Annotated in this window: 25 protein-coding genes; 17 read left to right on the forward strand and 8 right to left on the reverse strand. The window is 71.1% G+C overall.

The genetic code is table 11. From position 1 onward, the window contains the following. Positions 1-15: 15 nt before the first annotated feature. Positions 16-1,365 (reverse strand): transaminase, encoded by a 1,350-nt coding sequence (locus PH203_RS46040; protein WP_289928562.1) that lies wholly within the window; start codon positions 1,363-1,365, stop codon positions 16-18. 260 nt (positions 1,366-1,625) lie between these two features. Between PH203_RS46040 and PH203_RS46045 the strand changes: the two genes are divergently transcribed. From PH203_RS46045 to PH203_RS46070, 6 genes are read left to right on the forward strand one after another with little or no spacing between them, the layout of a single operon-like run. Next, positions 1,626-2,966, forward strand: coding sequence for an ATP-binding protein (locus PH203_RS46045; RefSeq protein WP_289928564.1), 1,341 nt, complete (start codon positions 1,626-1,628; stop codon positions 2,964-2,966). Beyond that, on the forward strand, positions 2,963-3,385 hold the full coding sequence (locus tag PH203_RS46050; RefSeq protein ID WP_289928566.1) for a roadblock/LC7 domain-containing protein: 423 nt from the start codon (positions 2,963-2,965) through the stop codon (positions 3,383-3,385). The genes PH203_RS46045 and PH203_RS46050 overlap by 4 nt, the downstream gene beginning before the upstream one ends. Beyond that, complete coding sequence (locus tag PH203_RS46055) at positions 3,382-3,732, forward strand: DUF742 domain-containing protein (protein WP_289928569.1); 351 nt, start codon at positions 3,382-3,384, stop codon at positions 3,730-3,732. The genes PH203_RS46050 and PH203_RS46055 overlap by 4 nt, the downstream gene beginning before the upstream one ends. After that, positions 3,704-4,333: an ATP/GTP-binding protein gene (locus tag PH203_RS46060; RefSeq protein WP_289928570.1), complete on the forward strand. Its 630-nt coding sequence runs from the start codon at positions 3,704-3,706 to the stop codon at positions 4,331-4,333. The genes PH203_RS46055 and PH203_RS46060 overlap by 29 nt, the downstream gene beginning before the upstream one ends. Next, positions 4,330-5,568, forward strand: a complete 1,239-nt coding sequence (locus PH203_RS46065) for a cytochrome P450 (RefSeq protein WP_289928573.1) — start codon at positions 4,330-4,332, stop codon at positions 5,566-5,568. The genes PH203_RS46060 and PH203_RS46065 overlap by 4 nt, the downstream gene beginning before the upstream one ends. Next, a complete protein-coding gene (locus PH203_RS46070) occupies positions 5,565-6,791 on the forward strand; it encodes a cytochrome P450 (protein ID WP_289928577.1) in 1,227 nt (408 codons plus the stop codon). The genes PH203_RS46065 and PH203_RS46070 overlap by 4 nt, the downstream gene beginning before the upstream one ends. Before the next feature lie 157 nt (positions 6,792-6,948). On the opposite strand, the gene PH203_RS46075 is transcribed toward PH203_RS46070, so the two are convergent. After that, positions 6,949-8,421 carry a helix-turn-helix domain-containing protein gene (locus PH203_RS46075; protein WP_289928579.1) on the reverse strand — a complete coding sequence of 491 codons (1,473 nt, stop codon included), beginning with the start codon at positions 8,419-8,421 and terminating at the stop codon, positions 6,949-6,951. Positions 8,422-8,576: 155 nt separating this feature from the next. On the opposite strand from PH203_RS46075, the gene PH203_RS46080 reads away from it, so the two are divergent. The 4 genes from PH203_RS46080 (at position 8,577) to PH203_RS46095 (ending at position 12,277) form a co-directional block, all read left to right on the forward strand. Beyond that, positions 8,577-9,197 carry an L-threonylcarbamoyladenylate synthase gene (locus PH203_RS46080; protein WP_289928582.1) on the forward strand — a complete coding sequence of 207 codons (621 nt, stop codon included), beginning with the start codon at positions 8,577-8,579 and terminating at the stop codon, positions 9,195-9,197. 113 nt (positions 9,198-9,310) lie between these two features. Further along, positions 9,311-10,066 (forward strand): dienelactone hydrolase family protein, encoded by a 756-nt coding sequence (locus PH203_RS46085; protein WP_289928584.1) that lies wholly within the window; start codon positions 9,311-9,313, stop codon positions 10,064-10,066. Between the two features lie 163 nt (positions 10,067-10,229). Next, positions 10,230-11,429 (forward strand): glycoside hydrolase family 64 protein, encoded by a 1,200-nt coding sequence (locus PH203_RS46090; protein WP_289928585.1) that lies wholly within the window; start codon positions 10,230-10,232, stop codon positions 11,427-11,429. A 68-nt stretch (positions 11,430-11,497) separates the two neighbouring features. Continuing rightward, positions 11,498-12,277, forward strand: coding sequence for an SDR family oxidoreductase (locus PH203_RS46095; protein WP_289928588.1), 780 nt, complete (start codon positions 11,498-11,500; stop codon positions 12,275-12,277). 7 nt (positions 12,278-12,284) lie between these two features. Here the strand turns inward: PH203_RS46095 and PH203_RS46100 are convergent, their stop codons facing one another. Both PH203_RS46100 and PH203_RS46105 read right to left on the reverse strand, forming a co-directional pair. After that, positions 12,285-12,803 (reverse strand): N-acetyltransferase, encoded by a 519-nt coding sequence (locus PH203_RS46100; RefSeq protein ID WP_289928593.1) that lies wholly within the window; start codon positions 12,801-12,803, stop codon positions 12,285-12,287. Between the two features lie 216 nt (positions 12,804-13,019). After that, entirely contained in the window at positions 13,020-13,547 is a 528-nt protein-coding gene (locus PH203_RS46105) for an FABP family protein (protein ID WP_289928595.1), read from the reverse strand. Positions 13,548-13,690: 143 nt separating this feature from the next. Between PH203_RS46105 and PH203_RS46110 the strand changes: the two genes are divergently transcribed. From PH203_RS46110 to PH203_RS46125, 4 genes are all read left to right on the forward strand, one after another. Then, positions 13,691-13,831 (forward strand): hypothetical protein, encoded by a 141-nt coding sequence (locus PH203_RS46110; protein ID WP_289928597.1) that lies wholly within the window; start codon positions 13,691-13,693, stop codon positions 13,829-13,831. A 174-nt stretch (positions 13,832-14,005) separates the two neighbouring features. Then, positions 14,006-14,899 (forward strand): MHYT domain-containing protein, encoded by an 894-nt coding sequence (locus PH203_RS46115; protein ID WP_289928599.1) that lies wholly within the window; start codon positions 14,006-14,008, stop codon positions 14,897-14,899. 97 nt (positions 14,900-14,996) lie between these two features. Further along, entirely contained in the window at positions 14,997-16,490 is a 1,494-nt protein-coding gene (locus tag PH203_RS46120) for a metallophosphoesterase (RefSeq protein ID WP_289928602.1), read from the forward strand. 88 nt (positions 16,491-16,578) lie between these two features. After that, positions 16,579-17,607, forward strand: coding sequence for an LLM class flavin-dependent oxidoreductase (locus PH203_RS46125; protein WP_289928603.1), 1,029 nt, complete (start codon positions 16,579-16,581; stop codon positions 17,605-17,607). Positions 17,608-17,668: 61 nt separating this feature from the next. On the opposite strand, the gene PH203_RS46130 is transcribed toward PH203_RS46125, so the two are convergent. After that, positions 17,669-19,876: an MMPL family transporter gene (locus tag PH203_RS46130; RefSeq protein ID WP_289928604.1), complete on the reverse strand. Its 2,208-nt coding sequence runs from the start codon at positions 19,874-19,876 to the stop codon at positions 17,669-17,671. Between the two features lie 257 nt (positions 19,877-20,133). On the opposite strand from PH203_RS46130, the gene PH203_RS46135 reads away from it, so the two are divergent. The 3 genes from PH203_RS46135 (at position 20,134) to PH203_RS46145 (ending at position 22,750) form a co-directional block, all read left to right on the forward strand. Further along, a complete protein-coding gene (locus PH203_RS46135) occupies positions 20,134-21,513 on the forward strand; it encodes an FAD-dependent oxidoreductase (protein WP_289928606.1) in 1,380 nt (459 codons plus the stop codon). A gap of 42 nt (positions 21,514-21,555) precedes the next feature. Continuing rightward, positions 21,556-22,044, forward strand: a complete 489-nt coding sequence (locus tag PH203_RS46140; protein ID WP_289928608.1) for an SRPBCC family protein — start codon at positions 21,556-21,558, stop codon at positions 22,042-22,044. A gap of 118 nt (positions 22,045-22,162) precedes the next feature. After that, positions 22,163-22,750 carry a TetR/AcrR family transcriptional regulator gene (locus PH203_RS46145; protein ID WP_289928610.1) on the forward strand — a complete coding sequence of 196 codons (588 nt, stop codon included), beginning with the start codon at positions 22,163-22,165 and terminating at the stop codon, positions 22,748-22,750. A gap of 51 nt (positions 22,751-22,801) precedes the next feature. On the opposite strand, the gene PH203_RS46150 is transcribed toward PH203_RS46145, so the two are convergent. Genes PH203_RS46150 through PH203_RS46160 form a run of 3 tightly spaced genes read right to left on the reverse strand, consistent with a single transcriptional unit; the run spans position 22,802 to position 24,952 of the window. After that, positions 22,802-23,773, reverse strand: coding sequence for a TauD/TfdA family dioxygenase (locus PH203_RS46150; protein WP_289928612.1), 972 nt, complete (start codon positions 23,771-23,773; stop codon positions 22,802-22,804). A gap of 50 nt (positions 23,774-23,823) precedes the next feature. Beyond that, complete coding sequence (locus PH203_RS46155; protein WP_289928613.1) at positions 23,824-24,408, reverse strand: hypothetical protein; 585 nt, start codon at positions 24,406-24,408, stop codon at positions 23,824-23,826. A 1-nt stretch (position 24,409) separates the two neighbouring features. Continuing rightward, positions 24,410-24,952 carry a HEAT repeat domain-containing protein gene (locus PH203_RS46160; protein WP_289928614.1) on the reverse strand — a complete coding sequence of 181 codons (543 nt, stop codon included), beginning with the start codon at positions 24,950-24,952 and terminating at the stop codon, positions 24,410-24,412. Positions 24,953-24,979: the final 27 nt, after the last annotated feature.

Consider the following 24,979-nt stretch of genomic DNA (forward strand, 5'->3'; position numbering starts at 1 on the left):
TCCTTTCGAGGGCTCTCATCCGGCCAGTTCGGCCAGGGCGGCGGCGAAGAGCCCGGTGTGGGTGTCCACGTCCGCCTCGGTGGTGTCCGGGCACATCAGCGCCATGTTGTGGAAGGGGGTCAGCAGGATGCCCCGGTTGGCGAGGTAGATGTGCAGGAAGTCCTCCAGCTCGGCGTCGCCCGCGGCTTCGGACGCGGTGCCGGTGCGGGGTGCCGGGGAGGCGAAGCGGTACTCGGTGCGGGCGCCGAGCCTGCTCACCGACCAGGGCAGGGCATGGGCGTCGATGCCGGCCTGCACCCCGGCCTCGAACCGCTCCGCCAGCTTCGCCATCCGGCCGAACGCCTCGTCGGTCAGGACGTGTTCGAGCGTGGCGCGCATCGCCGCGACCGAGAGCGCGTTGCCGGCGAGAGTGCCGCCGACGCCGCCCATGTCGACGAGGTCGAGGTCGTCGCGGCCGAGCAGCCGGTCCGCGAGTTCGGCGGACAGTCCGTACGCCCCGGCCGGGATGCCGCCGCCGATCGCCTTGCCGACGGTCAGCAGGTCGGGCTCCAGATCCCAGGCCGCTGTGCAGCCGCCGGGGCCCGCGGAGAGGGTGTGCGTCTCGTCGTTGATGAGCAAGGTGCCGTACTGCCGGGTCAGCGCTCGCACGCCGGCCAGATATCCGGGCTCGGGCAGCACGATGCCGATGTTGGTGAGCGCGGGTTCCATGAGGACGGCGGCGACATCGCCGTGGGCCAGTTCGCGCTCCAGCTGCTGAAGGTCGTTGAACTCGGCGACCCGGCTGGTGAGGGTGACATCGCAGGGGGCGCCCACGTTGCCGGGGCGGGCGACGCCGTGCCCGTCCGGTCCGACGACGATGAGGGACTCGTCGACACTGCCGTGGTAGCTGTAGCTGTTCACCAGGATCTTCGGGCGGCCGGTGACGGCACGGGCGAGCCGGATCGCCCAGCGGTTGGCGTCGGTCGCCGTCAGCGAGAAGCTCCAGCGGGCGAGCCCGAAGCGGCGGGTGAGCTCCGCGCCGACCCACTCCGCGTCCTCGGTCGGCAGCATCGCCGTGGCCCCGCCCTGCTCGGCGAACCGGCGCTGGACCGCTTCGGCGACCGGTGCGGGAGAGTGTCCGGCCATCGCGCCGGTGTCGCCGAGGCAGAAGTCGATGTACTCGTGCCCGTCGATGTCGGTGACCCGGGCGCCGCGGGCCGTGTCGAGGTAGCGGGGGAAGGGCCCGGCCGTCTTGTTCATCCAGGTCATCGGCACCCGCCCGAAGAGGTGTCCGGCACGCGCGTAGGCCTCCTTCGAACGCGGGCAGCGCCGCTCGGCCTCGGCCCTCTCGTGGGTCAGGAGGTGTTGCAGTCGGGTGCGGTCCATGAGTTCTCCGAGCGGGTGAGCGACTGGAAGCGCGGCCACTTCACTCTAAGGCGATGGATTCGAGCGTCAAGACGATGGAATCAATCGTCCACCTGAGTCGGTGGGGACACGCGTCCCGGAGGGAACTTTCGATCAACCGTGCGGGGCGGGGCGATGACGGTGTGTACTGTCCTGCGAGCGCCTCGCGACTCGGCCTCGGACTCCCCCCTGCCCATTTCCCCTGACCACTCCCCCTACCGACTCCCCTGGACACCGATTCGATGATCGAATTACCGGACCTTGCCGCCGGCGGTCTCGCCGTCGGCACACTGTCCGCGCTCGCCCTCGGCGGCGGCCTGCTGCGGGCCCGGCGCCAACTGAGCAGGCAGCGCACGGAGACGGAGGAACTCCGCTCCCGACTCGACGGCCTGTTACCGGCGTTGACGGCGGAGGTCGAGCACCTGACGACCCAGCGCGTGCCCGGCGTGGCACGGCAACTGGCTCATCCGCACGTGACGGTGCCGGGTCCGCTGCAGACACTGCCCGCCGGCACCCCGTTGGGCATCGCCCTCGAAGGCGTACTGCTGGGACTGCGCACCGAACTCGCCGCACAGCGCACCCGCATCGACGCGGCCGCGCAGGCCGGTATGCGGGGTGCCACCCGGGACATCCAGGCGGCGCTCTACCGGCTGCAGGACGCCCTGCGTCAGCTGCAACAACGGTACGACGAGCCCGAGTTGGCGCAGATCCTCTTCCAACTCGACCACGAGAACGAGCAGTCGCTGCGCCGGGCACAGGTCGCCGCCGTGGTGTGCGGCGCCTGGGTGGGGCTCGCCCGGCAGGAATCGCATCTGGTGGAGGCGGTGACGGGCGGCCAGTCGCGGCTCGCGGGCTATCACCGGGTGCGGGTCCACAACCATCTGGAGCCCGGCACCGCCCTCGTCTCGCACGCCGTCGAGCCGGTCGCCATCATCGTCGCCGAACTCCTCGACAACGCCCTGCGCCACTCCGCGCCCGACACCGATGTCGTGGTCAACCTGGAACACGTCCACCACGGTGTCTGCGTCACCGTCGACGACGCGGGCGTGGGCATGACGCAGGACGAACGGGCCCGCGCCCAGCACACGGTGGCCGGCACCGAGCCGATCCTGCTCACCGACCTCGGCGACCCGCCGCGGATGGGCCTCGCCGCGATCGGCCGGCTGACCCGGCAGTTCGACCTGAGCGTGGACCTCTCCTCGCCGTCCCCGTACGGCGGTGTCCGGGCCGTGCTCAGGGTCGAGAGCCGGCTGCTCAGCCGTATCGACACCGCCGAGCGGCCACCCGCGGTCAGCGCTCCCCGCTCGACACGCGAGGTCCCGGCGGAGGCATCCCACGGATACGGCCCCGCGGACGACGACCCGACCGCCACCGGGCACCACGACGAACTGCCGCGCCGCCGGCGCCGTACGCGGGTCACCGCGCCGCGGACGCCCGCGGCCGAGGTCCCGGCGCGCCGGCCGGAGGATGCCGCCGCCGCGCTCGGCGCGCTGCAGTCCGGCACCGCCAAGGCCCGGGCGGACGGGGCAGCGATCGACATGGCAGCGAACGAGACCGACCACGAAGGAGGAGCGGCGCGATGACCAGCCGCGAGGCAGGCGACACGGCGTGGGTGCTGGCACCGATCCTCGAGGTGCCACAGGTCGTGGCAGCCGTCCTGCTCACCCGGGACGGTCTGGTGACGGGGTACACCGACGCCCTGTCACAGCCCTCGGCCGAACGGGTGGCCGCGATCACCAGCACGGTGCAGGGCGCGTGCCGTACCGCCGCGGCCGCGTTCGCGGACCGGGAGCGGGCCGAGATCCGGCAGGTCGTCATCGAGTCGGACCACGGCTACGTCCTCATCGTGCCCACGGACCACGGCACTTGTGTGGCCGCCTACGGTACCGGTGAGGTGCGGCTGGACCTGCTCGCGCACCGCGTCCACTCGCAGGTGGCGCGGCTCGGCGAGAAGGCGATGTCGGCCGCGCCCCGAGGGAGCGACGACGGCGCTCCGGCATGACCGGGCGTCCCCTGGTCCCGGCGTATCTGTCGACCGGCGGCACCGCCCGCTCCAGCCGCCCGCACCTGGAGCGGCTGTCCGTCCTCACCCGCGGCGCACGAGCGGCGCCCGCCGGTCTCCCGGCCGCCGAACTCGCCCTGCTGGAAGCCCTCGACGACGGTTCGCTGACGGTGGTGGAGGCCGCGGCCCTGCTGCGGCTGCCGGTCTCCGCCGTCCGTGTCCTGGCCGGTGCCCTGCTGGACCGGGGGCTGCTGGCCGCCCGCGCCCCGGTCCCGCCCGCCGAACGGTTCGACCCCGACCTGCTGAAGAGAGTGGCCGATGGCCTCCGCGCCCTCAAGCACGACTAGCCGCGCGCCCGGCACGACCGGCCGCGTCCATCTGCCCGACTCCGCCCGCGACCTGGTGAAGATCCTGGTCGCGGGCCCCTTCGGGGTCGGCAAGACCACCCTGATCGACTCGGTGTCCGAGATCGTGCCGCTGCACACCGAGGAACGGCTCACCGAGGCCTCCGCGCAGGTGGACGATCTGGAGGGAGTGCGCGACAAGTCGACGACCACCGTCGCCATCGACTTCGGGCGGATCAGCCTGCCGGACGGAATCGTGCTGTACCTCTTCGGCACCCCGGGACAGGAACGCTTCCGGTCCCTGTGGGACGACATCGCCTACGGGGCCCTCGGCGCCCTCGTCCTGGTCGACTCCCGTCGGATCGACGCGTCGTTCGACGTGCTCGGCCTGGTGGAGGAGAGCGGACTGCCGTACACGGTCGCGTTCAACGCCTTCCCGGACGCGCCGGACCATCACACCGAGGAGCAGCTGCGCGCCGCGCTCGACCTGGAGCCGGACACGCCGCTGGTCACGTGCGACGCGCGGGACGCGAACTCCTCGATCGACGCGCTGCTCACGCTCGTCGAACACCTCATCGACCGCCACCCCTCGGAGAGCCGGTGACCACCCATCCCCCCGCCCAGGAGACCTTCTCCCGTTCCGCGCCGGTGCGGCTGTGGGAGGACGGCTTCGCACAGGACCCCTACCGCTACTACGCGGCCCTGCGCGACCAAGGCCCGGTCGGCTGGGCCGAGTTGGCGCCGGGGGTGCCCGCCTACGTCGTCACGGACCGGCGGGCCGCCCTCGAACTGCTGCAGGACACGGAGACGTTCTCGCACGACCCGCGGCCCTGGGAGACGACGGTCGCCGCCGACTCGCCCGTGCTCGGCATGATGCGCTGGCGGCCCAACTCGCTGTTCGCGGACGGCGCCGCCCATGTCCGCTACCGCACCTCGCTGATCGAGACCTTCGACCTGATCGAGCCGCACGATCTGCGGGCGCGGGTGCACCGCGCGGTGCATGTGCTGGTGAGCCGGTTCGGGCCGAAGGGCGAGGCCGATCTGGTGGGCGAGTTCGCCCGGCCGCTGATGGCGCTGGTGTTCAACAGCCTCTTCGGGCTGCCGGACAACCAGAGCGAGCGGCTCGAACGGGCGCTCGGCAAGATGATGGAGGGCGGCGACCAAGCGGCGGCGGGCGAGGCGGAGTTCGGCGGCTACGTCCTGGAGCTGATCGCCGCCAAGGCGCAGCGGCGGGGCGACGACCTGCCGAGCCGGCTCCTGGACCACCCGGCGGGGCTGACGTCCCAGGAGGTCGCCTGGCAGGTGTTCCTCACCCTCGGGGCGGGGCACGAGCCGACGGCCAATCTGGTGTCGAACGCGCTGTCCCGCATCCTCGGCAATCCCCTCTACTACTCCACACTCACCAGCGGCGCCCGCCCGGTGATGGACGCCGTGGTCGAAGTGCTGCGCCACGAGACCCCGTTGGCGAACTACGGCATCCATTACGCACGCGAGTCCGTGACCTTCCACGGCGCGTGGATCAGGGCGGCGGTGCCGGTGGTGGTCTCCTACGGGGCGCTCGCGCACTTCGCCGAGCAGCAGGCCGTCAGCGGGCGCCATCCCAAGGACGCCTCGCATCTGTCCTGGTCGGCGGGCCCGCACGCCTGCCCCGTCAAGCAACACACGCTGCTCATCGCCACCGAGGCCGTCGAACGGCTCACCCAGTGGCTGCCCGACCTCGATCCCGTCCTGCCGCGCGAGCGACTGAGCTGGCGGCCCGGCCCGTTCCACCGCTCGTTGACGGCGCTGCCCGTCCGGTTCAGCCCCCGCTCCCCCGACCAGCCTGGAGATCCGTCGTGACCGTCACCGACCGCATCGTCCTCGACCCGTTCGGCGCGGACATCGCCGCCGAGAGCGCCCGGCTGCGCGCCCTCGGCCCGATCGTGCCCGTGGAACTGCCCGGCGGCATCCCGGCCTGGGCGCCCACGGGCTACGACACCCTGAAGGAACTCATCCTCGACCCGCAGGTCAGCAAGGACCCCCGGCTGCACTGGCGGCTCTGGCCCGAGCTCGGCGAACACCCCTCGTGGGGCTGGGTCCTGGGCTGGATCGGCGTGGTCAACATGCTCTCCACGTACGGCGCCGACCACACCCGCCTGCGCAGACTGGTGGCCCCGAGCTTCACCCACCGGCGCACCGAGGCGATGCGCACACGGGTGGAGGCAATCACCGCGCAGCTCCTCGACGCGGTCGCCGCCGACGACGCCGAGGTGGTCGACCTCAGGGCCGCCCTCGCCCATCCCCTGCCGATGCGGATCATCTGCGAACTCTTCGGTGTCCCGGACGAGTTGGTGGACGACACCGCGCGGCTCATCGCGGCCATCATGGACACCTCCGACCCCTCTGCGGAGCACGCGGCGTCCGTGCAGCGGCAGATCGGCACGGTACTGCCCGCGCTGATCGCCCACCGCAGCGAGCAGCCCGGCGACGATCTGACGACCGAGCTGATCCGGGTACGGGACGAGGACGGGGACCGGCTCAGCGACGAGGAGCTGCTGTACACGCTGCTGCTGGTCATCGGGGCGGGGTTCGAGACCACGGTCAACCTCATAGGCAACGCGGTCGTCGCCCTGCTGCGGCATCCGGAGCAGCTGGCGGCGGTGCGCTCGGGGGAGATCGGCTGGGACGCCGTCGTCGACGAGACGCTGCGCTGTCATCCGTCCATCGCCCAGCTGCCGTTGCGGTTCGCGGTCAGTGACCTCACGGTCGGCGAGGTCACGGTTCCGGCCGGGGACGCGATCATCACGACGTACGCGGCCGCCGGGCTCGATCCCGCGCACTACGGGCCGGACGCGGATGTCTTCGACGCCGGGCGCGGGGCGGACGACCATCTGGCGTTCGGGATCGGTGTGCACCGGTGCATCGGGGCCCCGCTCGCCCGGGTGGAGGCGCTGACGGCGCTGCCCGCGCTCTTCGACCGCTTCCCCGAGCTGTCCTTGGCGGTCGGGGAGGAGGAGTTGCGGCAGGTGCCGTCGTTCATCGCGTTCGGCTGGCAGGAGGTGCCGGTGCGGCTGCGGGGCTGACCATGCGAACAGGGGCGCGACCGGTCCCCCGTTCCGGTCGTGCCCCTGCGACGCGTCGAACTTACGTGAACGAAACACCGGTTGTGAACCGTGTTCATGCCCGGTGCGCGGCCCGGAGGACTCACCTGTGCACAGGTGAGTCCGAATGGCGTGCTTTCTACGCGGTGAGGCGGGGCAATTCCAGCTCTCCCGTCGCCAAATGGGCCAGGACGACCTCGTACAGGTCGCTGCCCGTGGCCAGAAGTTGGCGTTCCAGGACGGGTTCCGCGCTGCGCACATGGTCGCGCACGGTCTGCGCGTGGACGCCGAGGACCTGCGCGGCCCGTTCCGAGTTCCCGCCGACGGCGATCCAGGTGCGCAGGGTGCGGCGCAGATCTCGTGTGTCCGTGTCGAGGCGCCCGAGGACGTCCTGGGCCCAGATGCGCAGCGCGGGCCCCGAGAGCAGTTCCCACAGCGCCACGGGCGGAGCCTGCGGTACGGCGGGGCCTTGTCCCATGCCGACCTGGGCGTTGAGTGCCAGGTGGACCAGGGCGCGGACGGTGAGGTCGGAGAAGTCCGTGCCCAGCAGTCCCTCCACGCGTTCCATGCGGGCGCGGACGGTGTTGCGGCTGACACCGAGGACCTTGGCCGCGCTGACGGCGGTGAACTCCAGGCCCAGGCGGGTGGTGGCGAGGAGTTCGGCGTGGGTGTGGTGGGCCAGGGTGTCGAGGGGGCGCAGCAGCCGGTTCGTCCAGCCGTGCAGGAGGGTGGGGTCCAGCAGCCGTTCGGGGTGGGTGCGTTCGGCGTAGACGGCCGCGTTGTCCGGCCGGAAGCGCGCCACCGCGAGGGCGCTGACGGCCTGTCCGTACGCCGTGGCCGTCCGGGCAAGGCTCTGCCGGGCGCTGCCGCCTATGCAGGTGCCGGGGCGGTCTTCGATGAACGACCGCAGCTCCCGGGCGGCCGACTCGTCGGGGGCCACGACGATCACGTGCCGGTCCATGGCCGGACAGCGCACGACGAGGGCCTGTTCGTCGGTCGCCGCCAGGCACTCCTCGGCCAGCCGGTCGCGCTCCTCGACGCTGCCCTCGACGACGTAGACACAGGCCGAGTCGGTGTCGAGCAGGCCGGGCCACAGGCCGGCGGCGACCCGGCGTGCCGAGACGATGTCCTCCACCATGAGCAGCTGCAGGATCGCCAGCCGCAGATCGGCCGTCGCCCGGGCGAGACGGCGTCCCGCGGCGGTCGTCTCGTGGGCTCTGAGCAGGAGTTCGACGACCTGCGCGGTGTGCGTCACCATGTCGGCGGCCCGTCGGTCGAACGGCGTGTCCCGGCACACCGCCAGTACGCCGGCCGCCGCCGAGTGCGGCTGCGCCACCCGGACGAGGCGCTGGTGGCGGCCCTCGCCCTCCCAGGCGGCGGAGGCGATCCGGCCGCTGACGAGGTCGGCGACGAGGTGCTCGTCGACCGGGATGCGGGTTCCGGCGAGGAGGGTGCCGCTGTCGTCCTGGAGCGCGGCCGTCCCGTCCACGCCGTCCGCGAGCCAGGCGACGATCCGGCGGACGTCCCGCCCGGTGGGCCGCAGATGGTCGAGGAGTTCCGCCGCCCACAACGCGTCGGCGCCCGTCGTCCGGCCGTCTTCTCTCCCCGTCACTCGGCCCTTCTCCCCTTCTCCTCGTACGTCGTGTCGACCTCGGCACAGTGGTCCCGGGACGTTACCTCACCCGTGGCCGAGGGTCTTCCCGCACCTGAGAGGCGTACGGCCGCGGCCTGCGTTGCCGTCGCCCCGGAACGGCATAAGCTCGGCGGATGGCGAAGTACTTCGACGTGCACCCCGACAACCCCCAGCTGCGCACCATCTCCCAGGTCGCCGACAGCGTCCGGGACGGGGCGCTCATCGCGTATCCGACGGACTCCTGCTACGCCCTCGGCTGCCGGCTGGGCAGCCGTGACGGCATCGACCGGATCCGGTCGATCCGCCGCCTGGACGACCGGCACCACTTCACCCTCGTCTGCCAGGACTTCGCGCAGCTCGGCCAGTTCGTCCGGGTCGACAACGACGTGTTCCGCGCGATCAAGGCATCGACGCCGGGCAGTTACACCTTCATCCTCCCCGCGACGCGGGAGGTGCCGCGGATGCTGCAGCACCCCAAGAAGAAGACGGTGGGCGTGCGCATCCCCGACCATGTCGTCACGCACGCGCTGCTCACCGAGCTCGGCGAGCCGCTGCTGTCCAGCACGCTCCTCCTGCCCGACGAGGACGAGCCGATGACCCAGGGCTGGGAGATCAAGGACCGTCTCGACCATGTGCTGGACGCGGTGGTCGACTCCGGCGAGTGCGGCACCGAGCCGACGACGGTCATCGACTTCTCGAACGGCGAGGCGGAGATCATCCGGCACGGAGCGGGTGACACGAGCCGGTTCGAATAGGGCCCGAGGGGGTGTCGCGGCCCGGTTGGATGGTACGTGAAACGATATTCGCGGCCCCCGACTCCCCGGGCCGGCGAACTGCTCGCCGTCACTTGCGCAGAGAGGCACGCCCCATGACCTCCGTACAGGGAACAGCCGTGGACATCCCCACCGAGGACGGTGTCGCCGACGCCTACCTCGCCCACCCCGCCGACGGCCTTCCCCGCCCGGGAGTCCTGCTCTACCAGGACGCCTTCGGCCTGCGTCCTCATCTGAGGTCGATGGCCGACCGGCTCGCCGAGGCCGGTCACACGGTCCTGGTGCCCAACGTGTTCTACCGGCACGGACGCACACCGGTCTTCGACCTGCCCGAGTTCATCGACACCGACTCCCGGCCGGACCTGTGGGACCGGATCGTTCCGGTCATGCAGTCGCTGACCCCCCAGCTCGCGATGCGCGACGCGGGCGCCTACCTGGGGTGGCTGGCCGAGAGCCCGCTCGTCGCCGACGGTCCGGTGGCGCTGACCGGCTACTGCATGGGCGCCCGGCTCTCCCTGCTCACGGCCGGCACCTACCCGGACCGGGTCGCGGCCGCGGCCGGTTTCCACGGCGGGCGCCTGGCGACCGACACCCCGGACAGCCCGCACCTGGTGGCCGAACACATCACCGCCGAGCTGTACTTCGGCCATGCCGACGAGGATCCCTCCCTGCCGCCCGAGCAGATCCGGCTGCTGGAGGACACCCTCACCAAGGCGGGCGTACGGCATCGCTGCGAGGTCTACCCGGGCGCACACCACGGCTTCACCCAGGCCGACACCGCCGCGTACCACGCCGAGGGGGACGAGCGGCACTGGGCGGCGCTGCTCGACCTGTTGAAGCGCACCTTCTGAAGGCGGGGCCGGCGCCCTCGGGTGCCGGCCCGCAACGCTGCTGACCGACACACGAGTTCCGTCCATCTCATTGACATGGCCGCGTCGCGGCGCAACTCTGAGAGCGCTCTCAAATCAGGTACGGACCAACCCCTCCCCCGATCCCCCCACACGGAGGTGGAGAGTGCTCGGACGACTCAGGCACCGACTTCTCGCCACGGCAGCGGCGGCCGCCCTGCTCGGCGGCCTGCTCACCCTCGGCACCTCGCAGCCCGCGAGCGGCGCGGTGCCCGCCACGATCCCCCTGAAGCTGACCAACAACTCCGGCCGCGGTGACGCGGTGTACGTATACAACCTCGGCACCGACCTCGCGACGGGCCGGCAGGGCTGGGCCGACGCGAACGGCACCTTCCACGCGTGGCCCGCGGGCGGCAACCCGCCCACACCCGCCCCGGACGCCTCCATCGCGGGCCCGGCCACCGGCCGGTCGGCCACGATCCGGATCCCCAAGTTCTCGGGCCGCATCTACTTCTCCTACGGCCAGAAGCTCGACTTCCGGCTCACCACCGGTGGCCTGGTGCAGCCGGCCGTGCAGAATCCGAGCGACCCGAACCGGAACATCCTCTTCAACTGGTCCGAGTACACGCTCAACGACTCGGGCCTGTGGCTCAACAGCACCCAGGTCGACATGTTCTCCGCCCCCTACGCGGTGGGCGTCCAGCGCTCCGACGGCAGCACGGTCAGCACGGGCCACCTCAAGTCCGGCGGCTACAACGCCGTCCTGGGCGCGCTGCGCGGCCAGTCGGGCGGCTGGGCGGGACTGATCCAGACCCGCCCGGACGGCACCGCGCTGCGGGCGCTCTCCCCCGCCTACGGCCTGGAGACCGGGGCGCTGCCCGCCTCGGTCCTGGACGACTACATCAACCGGGTCTGGCAGAAGTACGCGACGTCGACCCTCACCGTGACCCCGTTCGCCGACCAGCCGAACACCAAGTACTACGGCCGGGTCTCCGGCGGGGTCATGAACTTCACCAACACCTCCGGCGCCGTCGTCACCTCCTTCCAGAAGCCGGACGCGAGCAGTGTGTTCGGCTGCCACAGGCTCCTCGACGCCCCCAACGACGCGGTGCGCGGCCCGATCTCCCGCACCCTGTGCGCGGGCTTCAACCGCTCCACGCTCCTGACCAACCCCAACCAGCCGGACACCTCGGCGGCCGCCTTCTACCAGGACGCGGTGACGAACCACTACGCCCGGGTCATCCACTCCCAGATGGCCGACGGCAAGGCGTACGCGTTCGCCTTCGACGACGTGGGCAACCACGAGTCCCTGGTGCACGACGGGAATCCGCAACAGGCGTATCTGACGCTGGACCCCTTCAGCTGACGCACCCTTCAATACACCCCTCGGGCACGCCCTTTGCCGAGATGATCACCGCGTCTAGGGTTCGGCACATGAACCCGCAGACGTACCTCTCCGAAATGTTCTCCCTGGACGGCCGGGTCGCCCTGGTGACCGGCGGCAGTTCCGGCATCGGCCGGGCGATCGCCGGGGCGCTCGCCCGGGCCGGGGCGAGTGTCGTGGTCGCGGCCCGCAAGGAGGCCGAACTGGCCGCCACCGTCGACGAGTTGACGGCGGAGGGCGGCCGGGCGGCCTGGGTGAGCGGTGATCTGAGCACCCGTGAGGGGGTGCGTACGGCGGCGGAGGCGGCGGTCGCGGTGTTCGGCGAGCCCGACATCCTCGTCAACAGCGCCGGCATCAATCTGCGGCCCCCGCTGGGCGAACTGGGCGAGGACGTCTGGGACACCACGATGGCGGTGAACCTTGAGGCGCCGTTCCTGCTGGGCCAGCGGTTCGGCCCCGGCATGGCAGGGCGCGGCTTCGGGCGGATCATCCACATCACCTCCCAGCAGGCGCACCGCGCCTTCGTGCAGAGCGGCGCCTACGGGGTGTCCAAGGGCGCCCTGGAGTCCCTGGCCCGTTCACAGGCCGAGGCCTGGTCGTCGTACGGCGTCACCTGCAACACGCTCGTGCCGGGCTTCGTGATGACGCCGCTCAACGAACGGCTGGCCTCCGACCCGGAGAAGGTGGCGGCGCTGGCCGCACGGACGATGGTCGGGCGCAACGGTCTGGCGGAGGACTTCGCGGGTGCGGCGGTGTTCCTGGCGAGCGGCGCCTCCGCTTACATCACAGGGCAGGCGCTCTTCGTGGACGGCGGGCTGTCGGTCCACTGAGCCGCGCTCACGGGCCCGGGACGCCGAAGGGGGCCGCGTAACGGACGGTGCCGCCCGGCAGGGGGTGTGCGGGGTCCAGGGCGAGGGCCATCATGGCGTCGTCCGGGACGTCGAGGGTGATGCGGATGCCGTGCGCCGAGGCCCTGCCGAAGCCGAAGCGCGGGTAGTACGACGGGTGCCCGAGGACGGTGACGAAGCGCTCTCCCTTGTCCTCGGCGGCCCGGAGCGCGGCCCGGACGGCCGCCGAACCGGCGCCGGTGTTCTGATGGTCGGGCAGTACGGCGACGGGGCCCAGGCACAGGGCCGGGGTGTCGTCGATGTGGCAGCGGGTCAGCAGTGCGTGGCCGACGACCTTGCCGTCCGCGTCGGTGACGACGAGGGACAGGCCGTCGATCCAGGCCGGGTCGGTACGGAGGGCCTCGACGAGGTCGGCTTCCAGCGGGGTGTCGAAGGCCGCCAGGTCGATCGCGCGGACGGCGGCGGTGTCGGCGCCGGTCTCGACGCGGGTGTTCCAGTCGGTGGGCAAGCTGATGCTCCTGGCGGTGTGGGGGGCGGGTCGGGCCGTCGCCCGGAAGGTGACGGGGGCCGGGGGCCGTCCCGGCGGTCAAGAACCCGAGCGGAACCGGTCACGCCCTGAAGGGGGGCGGGGCTGTACATATCAGCGGCTCCGCTGCGGTACGCGACCAGCCACGACGGCGCCGCAGCCGACCGACAACCCCTCCCTGCACCTCCAGCGGAGCGCTCAGCTCCGGCGGCTCAGTCTCGCCGCCAGATGGTGCTGCAACGGTTGGCCGACGGCCGCGAGGTCGTGGACGAAGGTGAGCGTGTCGCTGCCGGCCAGGGTGTAGCGGCGGCGGGTGGCGGTGACCTCCTTGGCGGTAGGGGTGAGTGCCACGTCATGCGTGGACAGGTCGACCACGCCGTCCGCCGCCTGCCCGACCGCGATCTCCGCGATCCCGGTCGGCTGGGTGATCAGCGCCTCGACCCGCCCGTCCGGCTGCAACCGCCACCAGCCGCTCTCCCGCGCGGCCGGCCGCAGGGGTGCCCCTTCTGCGTCGAGCAGCCAGGCCCGGGCCTCGTAGTGGAGGAAGGGCCGCCCGTCGTGGCTGAACGTGACCTGCTGCGCGTAGGTGAAGCCCTCGGCGAGCGTCGGGTACTCGCCCTCCCCCCGCCCGTGCCATGTGCCGAGGAACCCGAGCACGGGCGCGAGCAGCGCGTGCGGTGCGGGCTTGTCGTCGGGGCTGTGGCCGTCGGGGTAGGGGAATTCCATGCGCGCTCCTCGGGTCGTACCGGTGCCGCACGAGAGCCTAGGCGCCCGCCGCCCGACAGCTCGTCCCCACGCGCCGAAAACCGGCTGAGCGGCCCCCGTCCCGTGCCCGACTCCGGACCATTCGACCCGGGAGGCGGTGCGACATGGCGGAGCCCGTGATGTACGTCGAGATGATCTGCGACGAGCAACCGTACGACACCGTGCTCACCGCGGTGGGCGAGATGGTCGCGGCCGGTGCGGTGGCGTCGGTGCGGTCCCGGCAGTGGAGGGGCGTTGCCTCCTAGGACATCGGTGTCACTCGCGTTGTTCATGGCTGGATCTCGACGTTCCGTGACCAAAGTGAACCGTTGGTGGTTCAGATTTCATCTGTTACTGCCGGTAGATGCTTGCTTTACCCGGTCCTTACCCCGTAGACCTTCCTCCATCAGCAGCCGTGACTCTGGGGGGAGTTGGCTTTTATGGAAGGCACGGTTGACGGGTTCCGCTACGGCGCGGTGACGCCGGTGGCCGCCTATCTCATGGCATGCCTGGGAGGTGCGCTGGGACTGCGCTGCATTGTCCGGTCCCTGCTCAACGACCAGTCGTGGAAGCCCGGTTGGCTGGCGCTGGGCGCCGCGTCGATCGGCTCCGGCATCTGGACGATGCACTTCATCGCGATGATCGGCTTCCAGGTGGAGGAGACGCGGATCCGCTACGACGCGTCGCTCACCGTCCTCAGTCTCGCCGTGGCGATCGCCGTGGTCGGCATCGGTGTGTTCATCGTGGGCTACCGCGGCGCCGGTACCGGCAATCTGGCCCTGGCGGGCACCGTCACAGGGCTCGGCGTCGCCGCCATGCACTACCTCGGCATGTACGCGATGCGCCTCAACGGCGAGATCAACTATGACGCGTTGACCGTCACCCTGTCGATCGTGATCGCGGTCGTCGCCGCCTCCGCGGCCCTGTGGGCGGCCGTCACCATCCGGGGTTTCCTGGCGAGCCTCGGGGCGAGCCTCGTCATGGGTGTGGCCGTGTCCGGCATGCACTACACGGCGATGGCGGCCGTCAGCGTCCATGTGCACGGCACATCCGGCAGCTCCTGGGCCGGCGACTCGCCGTCCTCGCTGCTTCTGCCGATGCTCCTCGGACCGATCATCTTCCTCGTACTGGCCGGTGTGGTCGTGATGTTCGACCCGCTGCTGGTCCTCGGCGACGGCGACTGGAACCGCGGCACCGCGCACCGGCGTTCGGCCGCGGCCCGCGTCGAGGAGCCGCCCGCCCCGCGGCACAGCTCGGTCTTCGACACCCCGCCGGCCCCCGTGCGGGCCCGCCAGCACCCGTACGAGGCGTCGCAGCGCACCGGGGAGTGGTAAGTCGACAGCGGTCAAGTCTCGTGGCGTTGAGGGGCGGCGGGGCACGACCGGTACTCCCCCCGCTCGGCCGTCCCCAGATCGTTGTTACGGTGCACCGGTGTCTGACTCTTCACGCGATACCGCCGAAGGCGCCGGCTGGGGCACCGCAGAACGCGGCGATTACGAACGGCTGATGCCGCCCAAGGTCGAGAAGCTCTCGTGGCTCGACCCGAGGACCCTGTGGGCCGCCCGTAACGGCGTGCTGGCCTCCTGGTTCGGGGACCCGACGGGCCGGACCCGCGGCCGCTGGGTGGCACAGCGGGCGGCGGGCGGCGCACCCGCCGACAAGGTGATCCGGCGGGACGACCCGGACCGGTTCTCCTTCCTGGTGATCGGTGACACCGGCGAGGGCGACGCGTCTCAGTACTCCGTCGTGCCGGGGTTTCTGAAGGTCGGTAAGGACACCAGTTTCGCGGTCCTCGCCAGTGACGTGATCTACCCGGTCGGCAGCGCGGACGACTACGGCACGAAGTTCTTCCGCCCGTACCAGGACTACCCGGCGCCCATCTACGCGATACCGGGCAACCACGACTGGTACGAGGACCTGGGCGCCTTCATGCGCGTCTTCTGCGACGACGCCCCGCCGCTCACCCCCGAGCCCGCGCCCCGCCCGCTCAGCCCGGCATGGCTGCGCTCCCTGCTCTGGCACCGCCCGAGGCCCGACGACGGCCAACACCTCGACGCGGCACGGCGGTTGAGACAGGACCCTGCCCAACAGGGCGTCCAGCCGGGTCCGTACTGGGCGATCGACGCCGGACCGGTGCGGATCATCGGCATCGACACCGGGCTGCTGGGCACCGTCGACGCCGAACAGGGCGCCTGGCTGCGCGAGGTGTCACAGGGGCCGCGCCCGAAGATCCTCGTCACCGGCTCGCCCCTCTACGTGGACGCGAAGTACGAGCCGTGCGCGATCGAAGGCGGCGGCACCGTCGACGACATCGTCCGCGACCCGGCGCATCACTACGTGGCCGCGATAGGCGGCGACATCCACAACTACCAGCGCTATCCGGTCGACGTGGACGGCCGCACCATCCAGTACGTCGTCGCGGGAGGCGGCGGAGCCTTCATGCACGCCACCCACACCATCCCGCACGTCTCCGTCGCGAACGTCACCGAGCGGGACTTCCGCTGCTATCCGCTGCGCGGCGACTCCCTCGCCTTCTACAGCAAGCTCTACGGGCGCCGGCTGCGCCTGCGCCGCTTCTTCACCCTCACCGAGGCCGAGGCGGCAGCCGTGATCGCCGAACGTCTGGGAATGCCCCTCACCCGCACTCCGGGCGAGCCCGCGCGCATCACGTTCCGCACCCGCATCGTCGCCAGTCTGCTGGGCGCCGGGACCCGGACCACCAAGTTCCGCCTCCCGGTCCGCAAGATCTACACCCAGCTGTTCTCCCCGAGCTCGGCGACCCACAGCCCGCCGTTCTTCAAGAGCTTCCTGCGTCTGGACGTCAGCCCGGAGTCGATCCGGCTGCGCTGCCACGCCGCCACCGGCAATCGCGCACAGGAGCTGGACCCGCCGGTCGAGGACGAGGTCGTCATTCCGCTGACCTGATCCTGACCAGGGTGGGGGAACACTTCTCGCGCCGTCCCGGTTGGCACGGCTGTACTACTTGATAGATCAAGCAAGCCTGGAGGAGCCCATGCCGCCCACCCCACGCCCCCTGCGCAAGCTGGGCTTCCTGACCATCGGCCTCTTCGACGAGTCCGACCCGGGCCGCGGTCACGAGTCCACGCTGGAGATCATCGAGCTGGGCGAGCGGCTCGGCTTCGACAGCGCCTGGCTGCGCCACCGCCATCTGCAGTACGGCATCTCCTCCCCGGTGGCGATCATGGCGGCGGCCTCCCAGCGCACGAGCCGCATCGAGCTCGGCACCGCGGTCATCCCGCTCGGCTGGGAGAACCCGCTGCGGCTCGCGGAGGACCTGGCGACGGTCGATCTGCTGTCCGGCGGGCGCATCAACCCGGGCGTGAGCGTGGGCCCGCCCATGCACTACGACCAGGTCAAGGAGGCGCTGTACCCGGACACCGCCGACGTCGAGGACTTCTCGTACGAGCGGGTGCGGCGCCTGCTGGACTTCGTGCGCGGCAAGCCGGCCACCGACTTCAGCGGGGTGGAGGGCTTCGAGGTCTTCTCGGATCGGGTGCAACCGCACTCCCCCGGTCTGGGCCGCCGCCTGTGGTACGGCGGCGGCAGCCTGAGCTCGGCGCGCTGGGCGGGCGAGCACGGCATGAACTTCCTGACCAGCAGCGTCGTCAAGGCCGAGAACCCGGGCGAGACCACGGACTTCGCGGAGATCCAGCTGTCCCACATCCGCGCCTTCCGCGCCGCCCACCCCGACGGCGAGGCCGCCCGCGTCTCCCAGGGGCTCGTCGTCATCCCCACCGACTCGGCCACGCCGGCACAGCGCGCGAAGTACGAGGAGTACGCCGCGAAGCGCACCCCCCGTACCACGTCACCGCAGGGCCCCGCCCGTCTGCTGTTCGCGCCGGACATCGTCGGCACCTCGGCGGAGATCGCCGAACGGCTCCACGCACACGCGGCGTTCCGTGAGATCGACGAGGTCGCGTTCGCACTGCCGTTCACCTTCGAGCACGAGGACTACGTCCAGATCCTCACCGACATGGCGACCGAGCTGGGCCCGGCCCTGGGCCGGCGGCCGTCCGCCTGAACGAGGAGCACCGGCCCCGACGCCCCCTGCCGCGGGCCCGCTGAGCGGCAGGCCCGCCGGCTCAAGATGTCGATGTGAGTTCCGCGGGGATCTTGTCAGGTGCGGGCGTGTCCTTCTGGAGGCTGCTCCCCTCGACATCGAGATCGGGCAGCAGCCGGTCCAGCCAGCCCGGGAGCCACCAAGCCCGTCGTCCGGCCAGGGCCAGAACAGCGGGGACCAGGGTCAGGCGTACGGCGAAGGCATCGATCGCCACGCCGACGGCCAGAGCGAAGGCGATGGGCTTGATCAAGGCGTCGTCCAGGGGGAAGAAGCCCGCGAAGACAGTGATCATGATCAGCGCGGCAGCGGTGACGACGCGGAAACTGTGCTGGGCGCCATCGACGATCGACTGCCGGGCCCGGCCCGAGTGGGTCCATTCCTCTCGTATCCCGGAGACGAGGAACACCTCGTAGTCCATGGCGAGTCCGAAGAGGACGCCGATGAGGATGATCGGCAGGAAGCTGACGACCGGACCGGTGTGCGGAACGCCGAGGACATCCGCGAGCCAGCCCCACTGGAAGAGAGCGACGACCAGGCCGAGTGAGGCGCCCACGGAGAGCAGGAATCCGGCCGCGGCCTTGAGCGGGACGACGAGCGAACGGAACACCGTCATCAGCAGGATCAGGCTGAGTCCGACGACGATGGCGACGAACGGGAGCAGGGAGTCTCCCAGCCGCGTGGAGACGTCGATGTTGACGGCGGTGGTGCCGGTGACGGCGACAGCGGCGCCGGTGGCGGTGCGCAGGTCGGATGCGCTGTCGCGGATGTCCCGGACGAGTTGGTCGGTGCGCACACTGTCGGGACCGGTCTCGGGGATGACGGTGATGACGGTCTGGCCGGGGTCGTGGGTGGGCTGGGGCGGGAGTACCGCCTTGACGCCCCTGAAGTCGCCCAGCCGCTGGGCGACTTGAGCGGCCGCCTGGTCGCTGTTGCCGTCGTGGGTCCGGGTCAGGATGAGAAGCGGGCCGTTGAAGCCGGGGCCGAACTTGTCGCTGACGGTGTCGTACGCCGCCCGTTGGGTCGAACCCTTCGCGGCCGAGCTGTTGTCGGGCAGGGCCAGCCGCAGGTCGGCGGCGGGCAGGGCGAGGGCGAGGAGGACACCCGCGGTGCCGAGGACCGCGAGCAGGGGCCTGGCGACGACACCCTTGACCCAGCGGGCGCCGAGTGACGGCTTGCCGACGGTCTCCTCGGCGTCGGTGGCACGGAGTGCGGCGCCGCTGCCGGCCTTGGGGGCGAGCTTCGCTCCGGCGAAACCGGCGAGTGCGGGCAGCAGGGTGATCGAGGCGAGGACCGCTACGAGGACGGCTCCGGCGGCGCCCAAGCCCATCGTGGTCAGAAAGGGGATGCCTATGACGCTCAACGCGGCAAGGGCGATGATCACGGTGCCGCCGGCGAAGACGACCGCGCTGCCCGCGGTGCCGTTGGCGAGAGCTATGGACTCCTGGGGACCGGTGCCACGAGCGAGTTGCTGGCGGTGGCGGGAGACGATGAACAGGGCGTAGTCGATGCCGACGGCCAGCCCCAGCATCAGCGCGAGGGTGACGGCCGTCGAGGAGATGCCGGCCACAGGCGTCAGAGCCAGCAGGCCGGTGAGTCCGACCGCGACCCCTGCCAGGGCGGGCAGCAGCGCCATGCCGGCGGCGAGCAGGGAGCCGAAGGTGAGCACGAGGACGAGGACGGCGACGATCACGCCGATGACCTCCGAGGCGCCTACGTGCACACCCTTGCTGCTGAACACCGAGCCGCCCACCGACGCCGTGAGTCCTTGGCGTTCGGCGGTCTTCGCCACGTCCTGGAGAGCGTTGACGGAGGCGCTGCTCACCTCGGCGTTCTGCACGGAGTACTGCACCTGAACGATGGCCGTGGTCCGATCCGCCGAGACGGCCCCGGAGGTCAGCGGATCCACCACCGCGCTGACCTGTGGTGCCCTGTCCGCGGCGGCCACGGCCTGAGCGATCGCCGTGGTGTAGGGCGGCTCGGAGACGTGGTGCCCCTCGGGGGATGTGAGAACGATCTGGGCGTTCGCGCCGGACGCCTGCGGCAGGGTCGAGCGCAGGGTGTCCAGCGCTCGCTGCGACTCGGTGCCGGGTACGGAGAAGCGGTCGTCGAGCTTGCCGCCGAAGAGGCCGACGCAGGTGATGAGCGCGGCGAGGACGGCGAGCCAGACGCCGAGGACCAGCTTTCGGTGCTGGTAGGCGCGGTGGCCCAGACGGTGGAGCAGGACGGCCATGACGGGCTCCTGAGCGTGAAGGGAAACAGGGGCGGGAGGAGGGCGACCTCCGCTTGAGCGCCAGACTTTATCAAGTGCTCAAGTCAATCGACTAGGTCTGCCGGGTGACATGAATCACCCACCCCTGCAATCCACTTGAACAGCAGCGACATACGCATTCACCCAACTGAATAACTCGACCTTGTCACTCGACAATGTCGTGTGTATGGTCATGGTCGCACCGACTCCCCCCGCCTGGACATCACCGAGGAGTGACCATGAACGACCACTGGAACCACAGGACCGACGTCGTCGTGATCGGCGCAGGTCTCGCCGGCCTGAGCGCGGCGCGGGACCTCGTGGCGGCCGGCAAGTCGGTCGCCGTACTGGAGGCACGCGACCGGGTGGGCGGGCGTCTGCTCAACCACCACCTGGGCGACGGTCAGATCACAGAGATCGGCGGCCAGTTCGTGGGCCCCACCCAGGACCGCATCCTGGCGTTGGCCAAGGACGTCGGCGTCGACACCTACCAGGCCGAGGTCCCGGGCGAGAACGTCTATGTGCACGACGGCCGGGCCAAGCGCTTCTCCGGGCACACTCCCCCGGACCTGCTCGCCCTTCCCGACATGGGTCTCGCGCTGGCCCGCATCGGCAAGGAGGCCGCCAGGATCGACCCGGCGGCGCCCTGGAAGGCGCCGAAGGCGCTGGAACTCGACGGCATGACGTACGAGACGTGGCTGCGCAAGGCCGAGATCACCGGCGGCGCCGTCGACCTGGTCAACATCTTCCTCAACTCCGCCTACGGCGGCGAGGCACGTGACGCGTCCGCGCTGTTCAGCCTCTGGTACGTGGCCACGTTCGGCGACGAGACGCACCCGGGCACCATGGAACGAGGCACGGGGACCGCCGGAGGCGCCCAGGACAGCCGGTTCGTCGGTGGTTCACAGCTTGTCGCCCAGCGGCTGGCGGTCGAACTCGACGGACGGGTCCATCTGTCGGCGCCGGTGCGGCGCGTCACCCAGGACTCCACCGGCGTCACCGTCATCTCGGACGCGGGTGTGTGGCACGCCGAGCAGGTGATCGTCGCCATACCGCCGCTGCTGGCCTCACGGATCGTGTGGGATCCGCTGCTGCCGCCGCAGCAGGACCAGCTGTTCCAGCGGCTTCCGTTCGGCACTCTCATGAAGTGTGTGGCCGTCTACGACAGGCCGTTCTGGCGGGAGGAGGGCCTCTCGGGCATGGGCCTGCTGCGAGGCGGCTCGCCGCTCCGCGAGATGTTCGACAACACCCCGCCGGACGGCGGACCGGGCGTCCTCATGGGCTTCCTCGGCGGCAAGGAATGGCGCAAGTGGGCACACCGGCCGGCCGGTGAACGCCGCGGTGCCGTGCTGCGCTCCTTCGCCCAGGTCGTCGGGGAGCGCGCCTTCGAGACGGTCGACTACGTCGAGCAGGACTGGACGGCCGAGCAGTGGACCCAGGGCGGCCCCACCTCGGTCGCCGCTCCCGGCGTGCTCACCTCCTACGGCGAGTGGATGGGCCGCGCCTTCGGCCGGGTCCACTGGGCGGGCGCCGAGTTCTCCCCGTACTGGAACGGCTTCATGGACGGCGCGGTCCGCTCCGGCCAGGACGCCGCCGCCGAACTGCTGGGACAGAACTGACCAACCACCAACCACCAACCACCGACCGCGAGGACTTCTGCCATGAACACGTACACCGTCACCGAAACAGCCGTCATCGACGCCCCCGTGGAACGGGTCTGGGAGGTCATCTCCCGCACCGACCGCTACGCGGAGTGGGTCGCCGGAGCGATCGAGGTCACCGACCACCACGGCGTGGCCGCCCTCGGCAAGACCTACGCCGAACGCAACCGCACCGTCGGGCCACTGCGCACCAACTCGGTGTGGACGGTCAAGGAGATCGACCCGCTCAGGCGCCGCGTCGACACCGGCACCGGTTTCGCCCCCTTGCAGGACGTGACCAGCATCTTCGAACTCCGTCCGATACCCGGACCGGACGGCGGCCCCGGGGCGACGGAGATGATCTACCAGGTGGAGTACGCCATCGGGCTCGGTCCGATCGGGACACTCATCAACGGCTTCCAGGAGCCCGGCATGCGGGCAGGGATGCGGACGTCCATGGCCAATCTCGACCGGCTGATCCGCTCCGAGGACTCGTCGCTCGCCCGGTGAGGTGAGTTCTGCACTGGTCTGCGGCGGTCCCCTTCGGACCGCCGTCGGCCAGTCCGCATCCCCGGACCGACCTTGTCGACCGACCCGTTCGAAAGACTCAGTCGAATAGAATGTCCTCATGGCTCACGTGACCGCGGCGGAACGCCGCCCCCAGTTGATCAAAGCAGCGATCGATCTCATGACCCGGGAGGGCGTCGCCGCCGGCAGCACCCGGGCCATCGCCGCCGAGCTGGGTGTCGCCCAGGCGACCGTGCACTACACCTTCGGCACGAAGGAAGAGCTGTACCGGGCCGTCATGGAACAGCTCACCGAGGACCTGGTCTCCCAGGTCGAGCGGGCCGCACCCGCGCAGGGGAACTTCGAGGAGTCCGTCTCCACACTCGTCGAAGCACTCTGGCGGACCGTACTGGAGCAGCCGGAGTCCTATCAGCTGCTGACCGAGCTGACCCTGTTCGCTCTGCGCACCCCGCACCTCAACGATGCCCTGGACAACCACTTGGGCGGCATCTCAGCCGTGACCTCCAAGCTCATCGAGCAAGCCGCCGACCGCACCGGTCACCGTCTGCGCCAACCCACCGGGATCACCGCGCGGTTCTTCCTCGCCGCCTTCGACGGTATGAGCATGCAGCACCTGTCGATGCCCGACGACGCGGCCGAACGGGCCTGCCTCAAGGCGCTCGTGTCAGCTGTGGTGGCCATGGCCTGACACCCGTGCAGACCGGACGGCACACCTCGCCGTAGACCGGCGGGGAGTTCTTCACCAGCGCCCCGCCTCGGTGCCCACGATCGGCTCCGACGGCTTGCCGTTCACGCCCACCGGGACGTCTCCGGTGAGCATCACCCGGTGCATGGTCCGGGGGAAACCGAGGTGGGCGTTGTCGCTGGGCGCCAGATGGATGGTGGCCCGGTTGTCCCAGAAGGCCACGCTGCCCGGCTCCCAGCGGAAGCGGACCGTGTACTCGGGGCGGACCGCCTGCTCCAGGAGCATGTCCAGGACGGCCGTGCTCTCGGCGCGGGAGAGGTCGGCGATCTGCTCGACGTAGTAGCCGTTGACGTAGAGGATCCGCTCCCCCGTCTCCGGGTGGACCCGCACCAGCGGGTGCAGCGAGGCGACCTGGTGGTCCAGCAGATGGCGGACGTACGCGTCGTCGCCGGGCCGGGACCGGTAGCCGACGCCGAGCCGGTGCTCGACGCGCAGCCCGTCCACGAACTCCCGTACCGGGGCGGAGAGTCCGGCGTAGGCGGCGGCCAGGTTGGACCAGGTGGTGTCGCCGCCGTAGGGCGGTACGGTCTCGGCGCGCAGGATGGTCGCGGCCGGCGGGTCGATCCGGGCGCCGTGGTCGCAGTGCCAGCCGCGCAGCAGGGTGTGGCGGCGGCTCTGGAGCCACTCCTCGTGCTCCATGCCGAACTTCCCGCCCAGCTCCAGCCGGTCGGCGGTCGTCTCGACCTCGGGGTGGTCCGGCGGTGAGGCGCCGCCCCGCTTGCGCAGCACCACCGGCTCGCCGAACCGGCGGGCGAAGGCCACGTGTCCGGTGTGGTCCAGCCGTTGGTCCCGGAAGAACACCACCTTCCAGCGCAGTACGGCGGCCCGGATCGCGGCGACCACGGCGTCGTCGAGTTCCTCGGCCAGGTCGACGCCCGTGATCTCCGCCCCGATGTGCCCGGCGGCCGGTTTCACCTCGATCCCCGGGAAGTGCTGCGCCTGCGTCATGCCCGTGTTCGTCGTCATCCGTGCTCCGTTGGTCGTCCGCGGCTGCTGAATGAAGATCGTGTCAGCGATCACGGCTGCCGGCGACAGGGCCTCGACAGGACCGCCGCCACCAGCTCTTCCACGGAGCGACCGCTCGTGTCGATGCGGCACAGGCCGTGCGCGTCGACGGACTCCACCATCAGCTGCTGGAAACGCAGGCTGCGGGCGAGGAACTTGTCCACGAGGTCCCTCCGCTCCTCGCCCCGCGCGGACCGCCGTACGCGCGCGCTCAGCACCGCGTCGTCCGCCGTGAACCAGACCGAGTTCGTGTGCGGCACGGTCAGCCCGGCGACCCGGCCGGGCCACAGGGCGGAGCCCTCCAGCACCAGACCCGGCCCTTCGCCCCTCACCTGCTCGGCGATCAGCTCCTCGATGCGCGGCCACAGGCGGTCGTAGTGGTCACGGACCGATCGGATCAGCTCGTCGACGGCGAGCGTCCCGTAGTGCTCGGCGACATGCGGCGGCACCTCGCGCTCCGGTGTCCGCCAGGGCCGGCCGGGGTGCCGGGCCAGCAGGTCTGTCGGGCGGTACGCGAAGCCCAGCCGGGCCGCGATCGCCTTGGCCACCGTGGACTTGCCGGTGTGGGAGGTTCCGCCGATCAGTACTGCGCGCATGTCATCGATCATGCACACCCTTGGGTGCGGTACGGCGGTGAACGGGACCGCCGGGCGCGTACCACCCGGCCTTCTTGCGCACCGCCGGGGAGGGGTCCTCGTCGCGCGCGTGGACCAACGCGCCCACGGCGTCCGCGTCCTGGTGCACCCACAGCCCGAGCAGCTCCGCCGCCCCCATGCGGACTCGCGGGTCCTCGTCCTCGTGGAGCAGGCGGACCGCACGCGGCAGCAGCCGTCCGCGGTCGGGACGGCAGCTGTCCGCGTCCGGCTTGCAGCGCAGGCAGGACAGGGCGTGCAGGGCGGCCACGCGCACCCTGGCGTCGGGGTCGTCGAGCCGTGCGGCCAGCTCGTCCGAGGCCTCCGGCACCAGGAGTTCGTCCAGCAGCAGGCAGCACTGCTCGCGCACGCGCGGGTCGGTGTGGACCAGCCCCCGCCTGATGGCCGGGAGGGCCGCCGGGCCCCGCCGCAGCAGCGCGCGGAAGGCGTCCGGGCGGCGCGGCTCGCTGCCCAGCGCGTCGACGAGAACGCTGTCTTCGACGGTCACAGGCCGAGTGTGCGCGTCCGAGCGCGG

The sequence above is a fragment of the Streptomyces sp. S.PB5 genome, assembly GCF_030403745.1.
Taxonomy (GTDB): Bacteria; Actinomycetota; Actinomycetes; order Streptomycetales; family Streptomycetaceae; genus Streptomyces.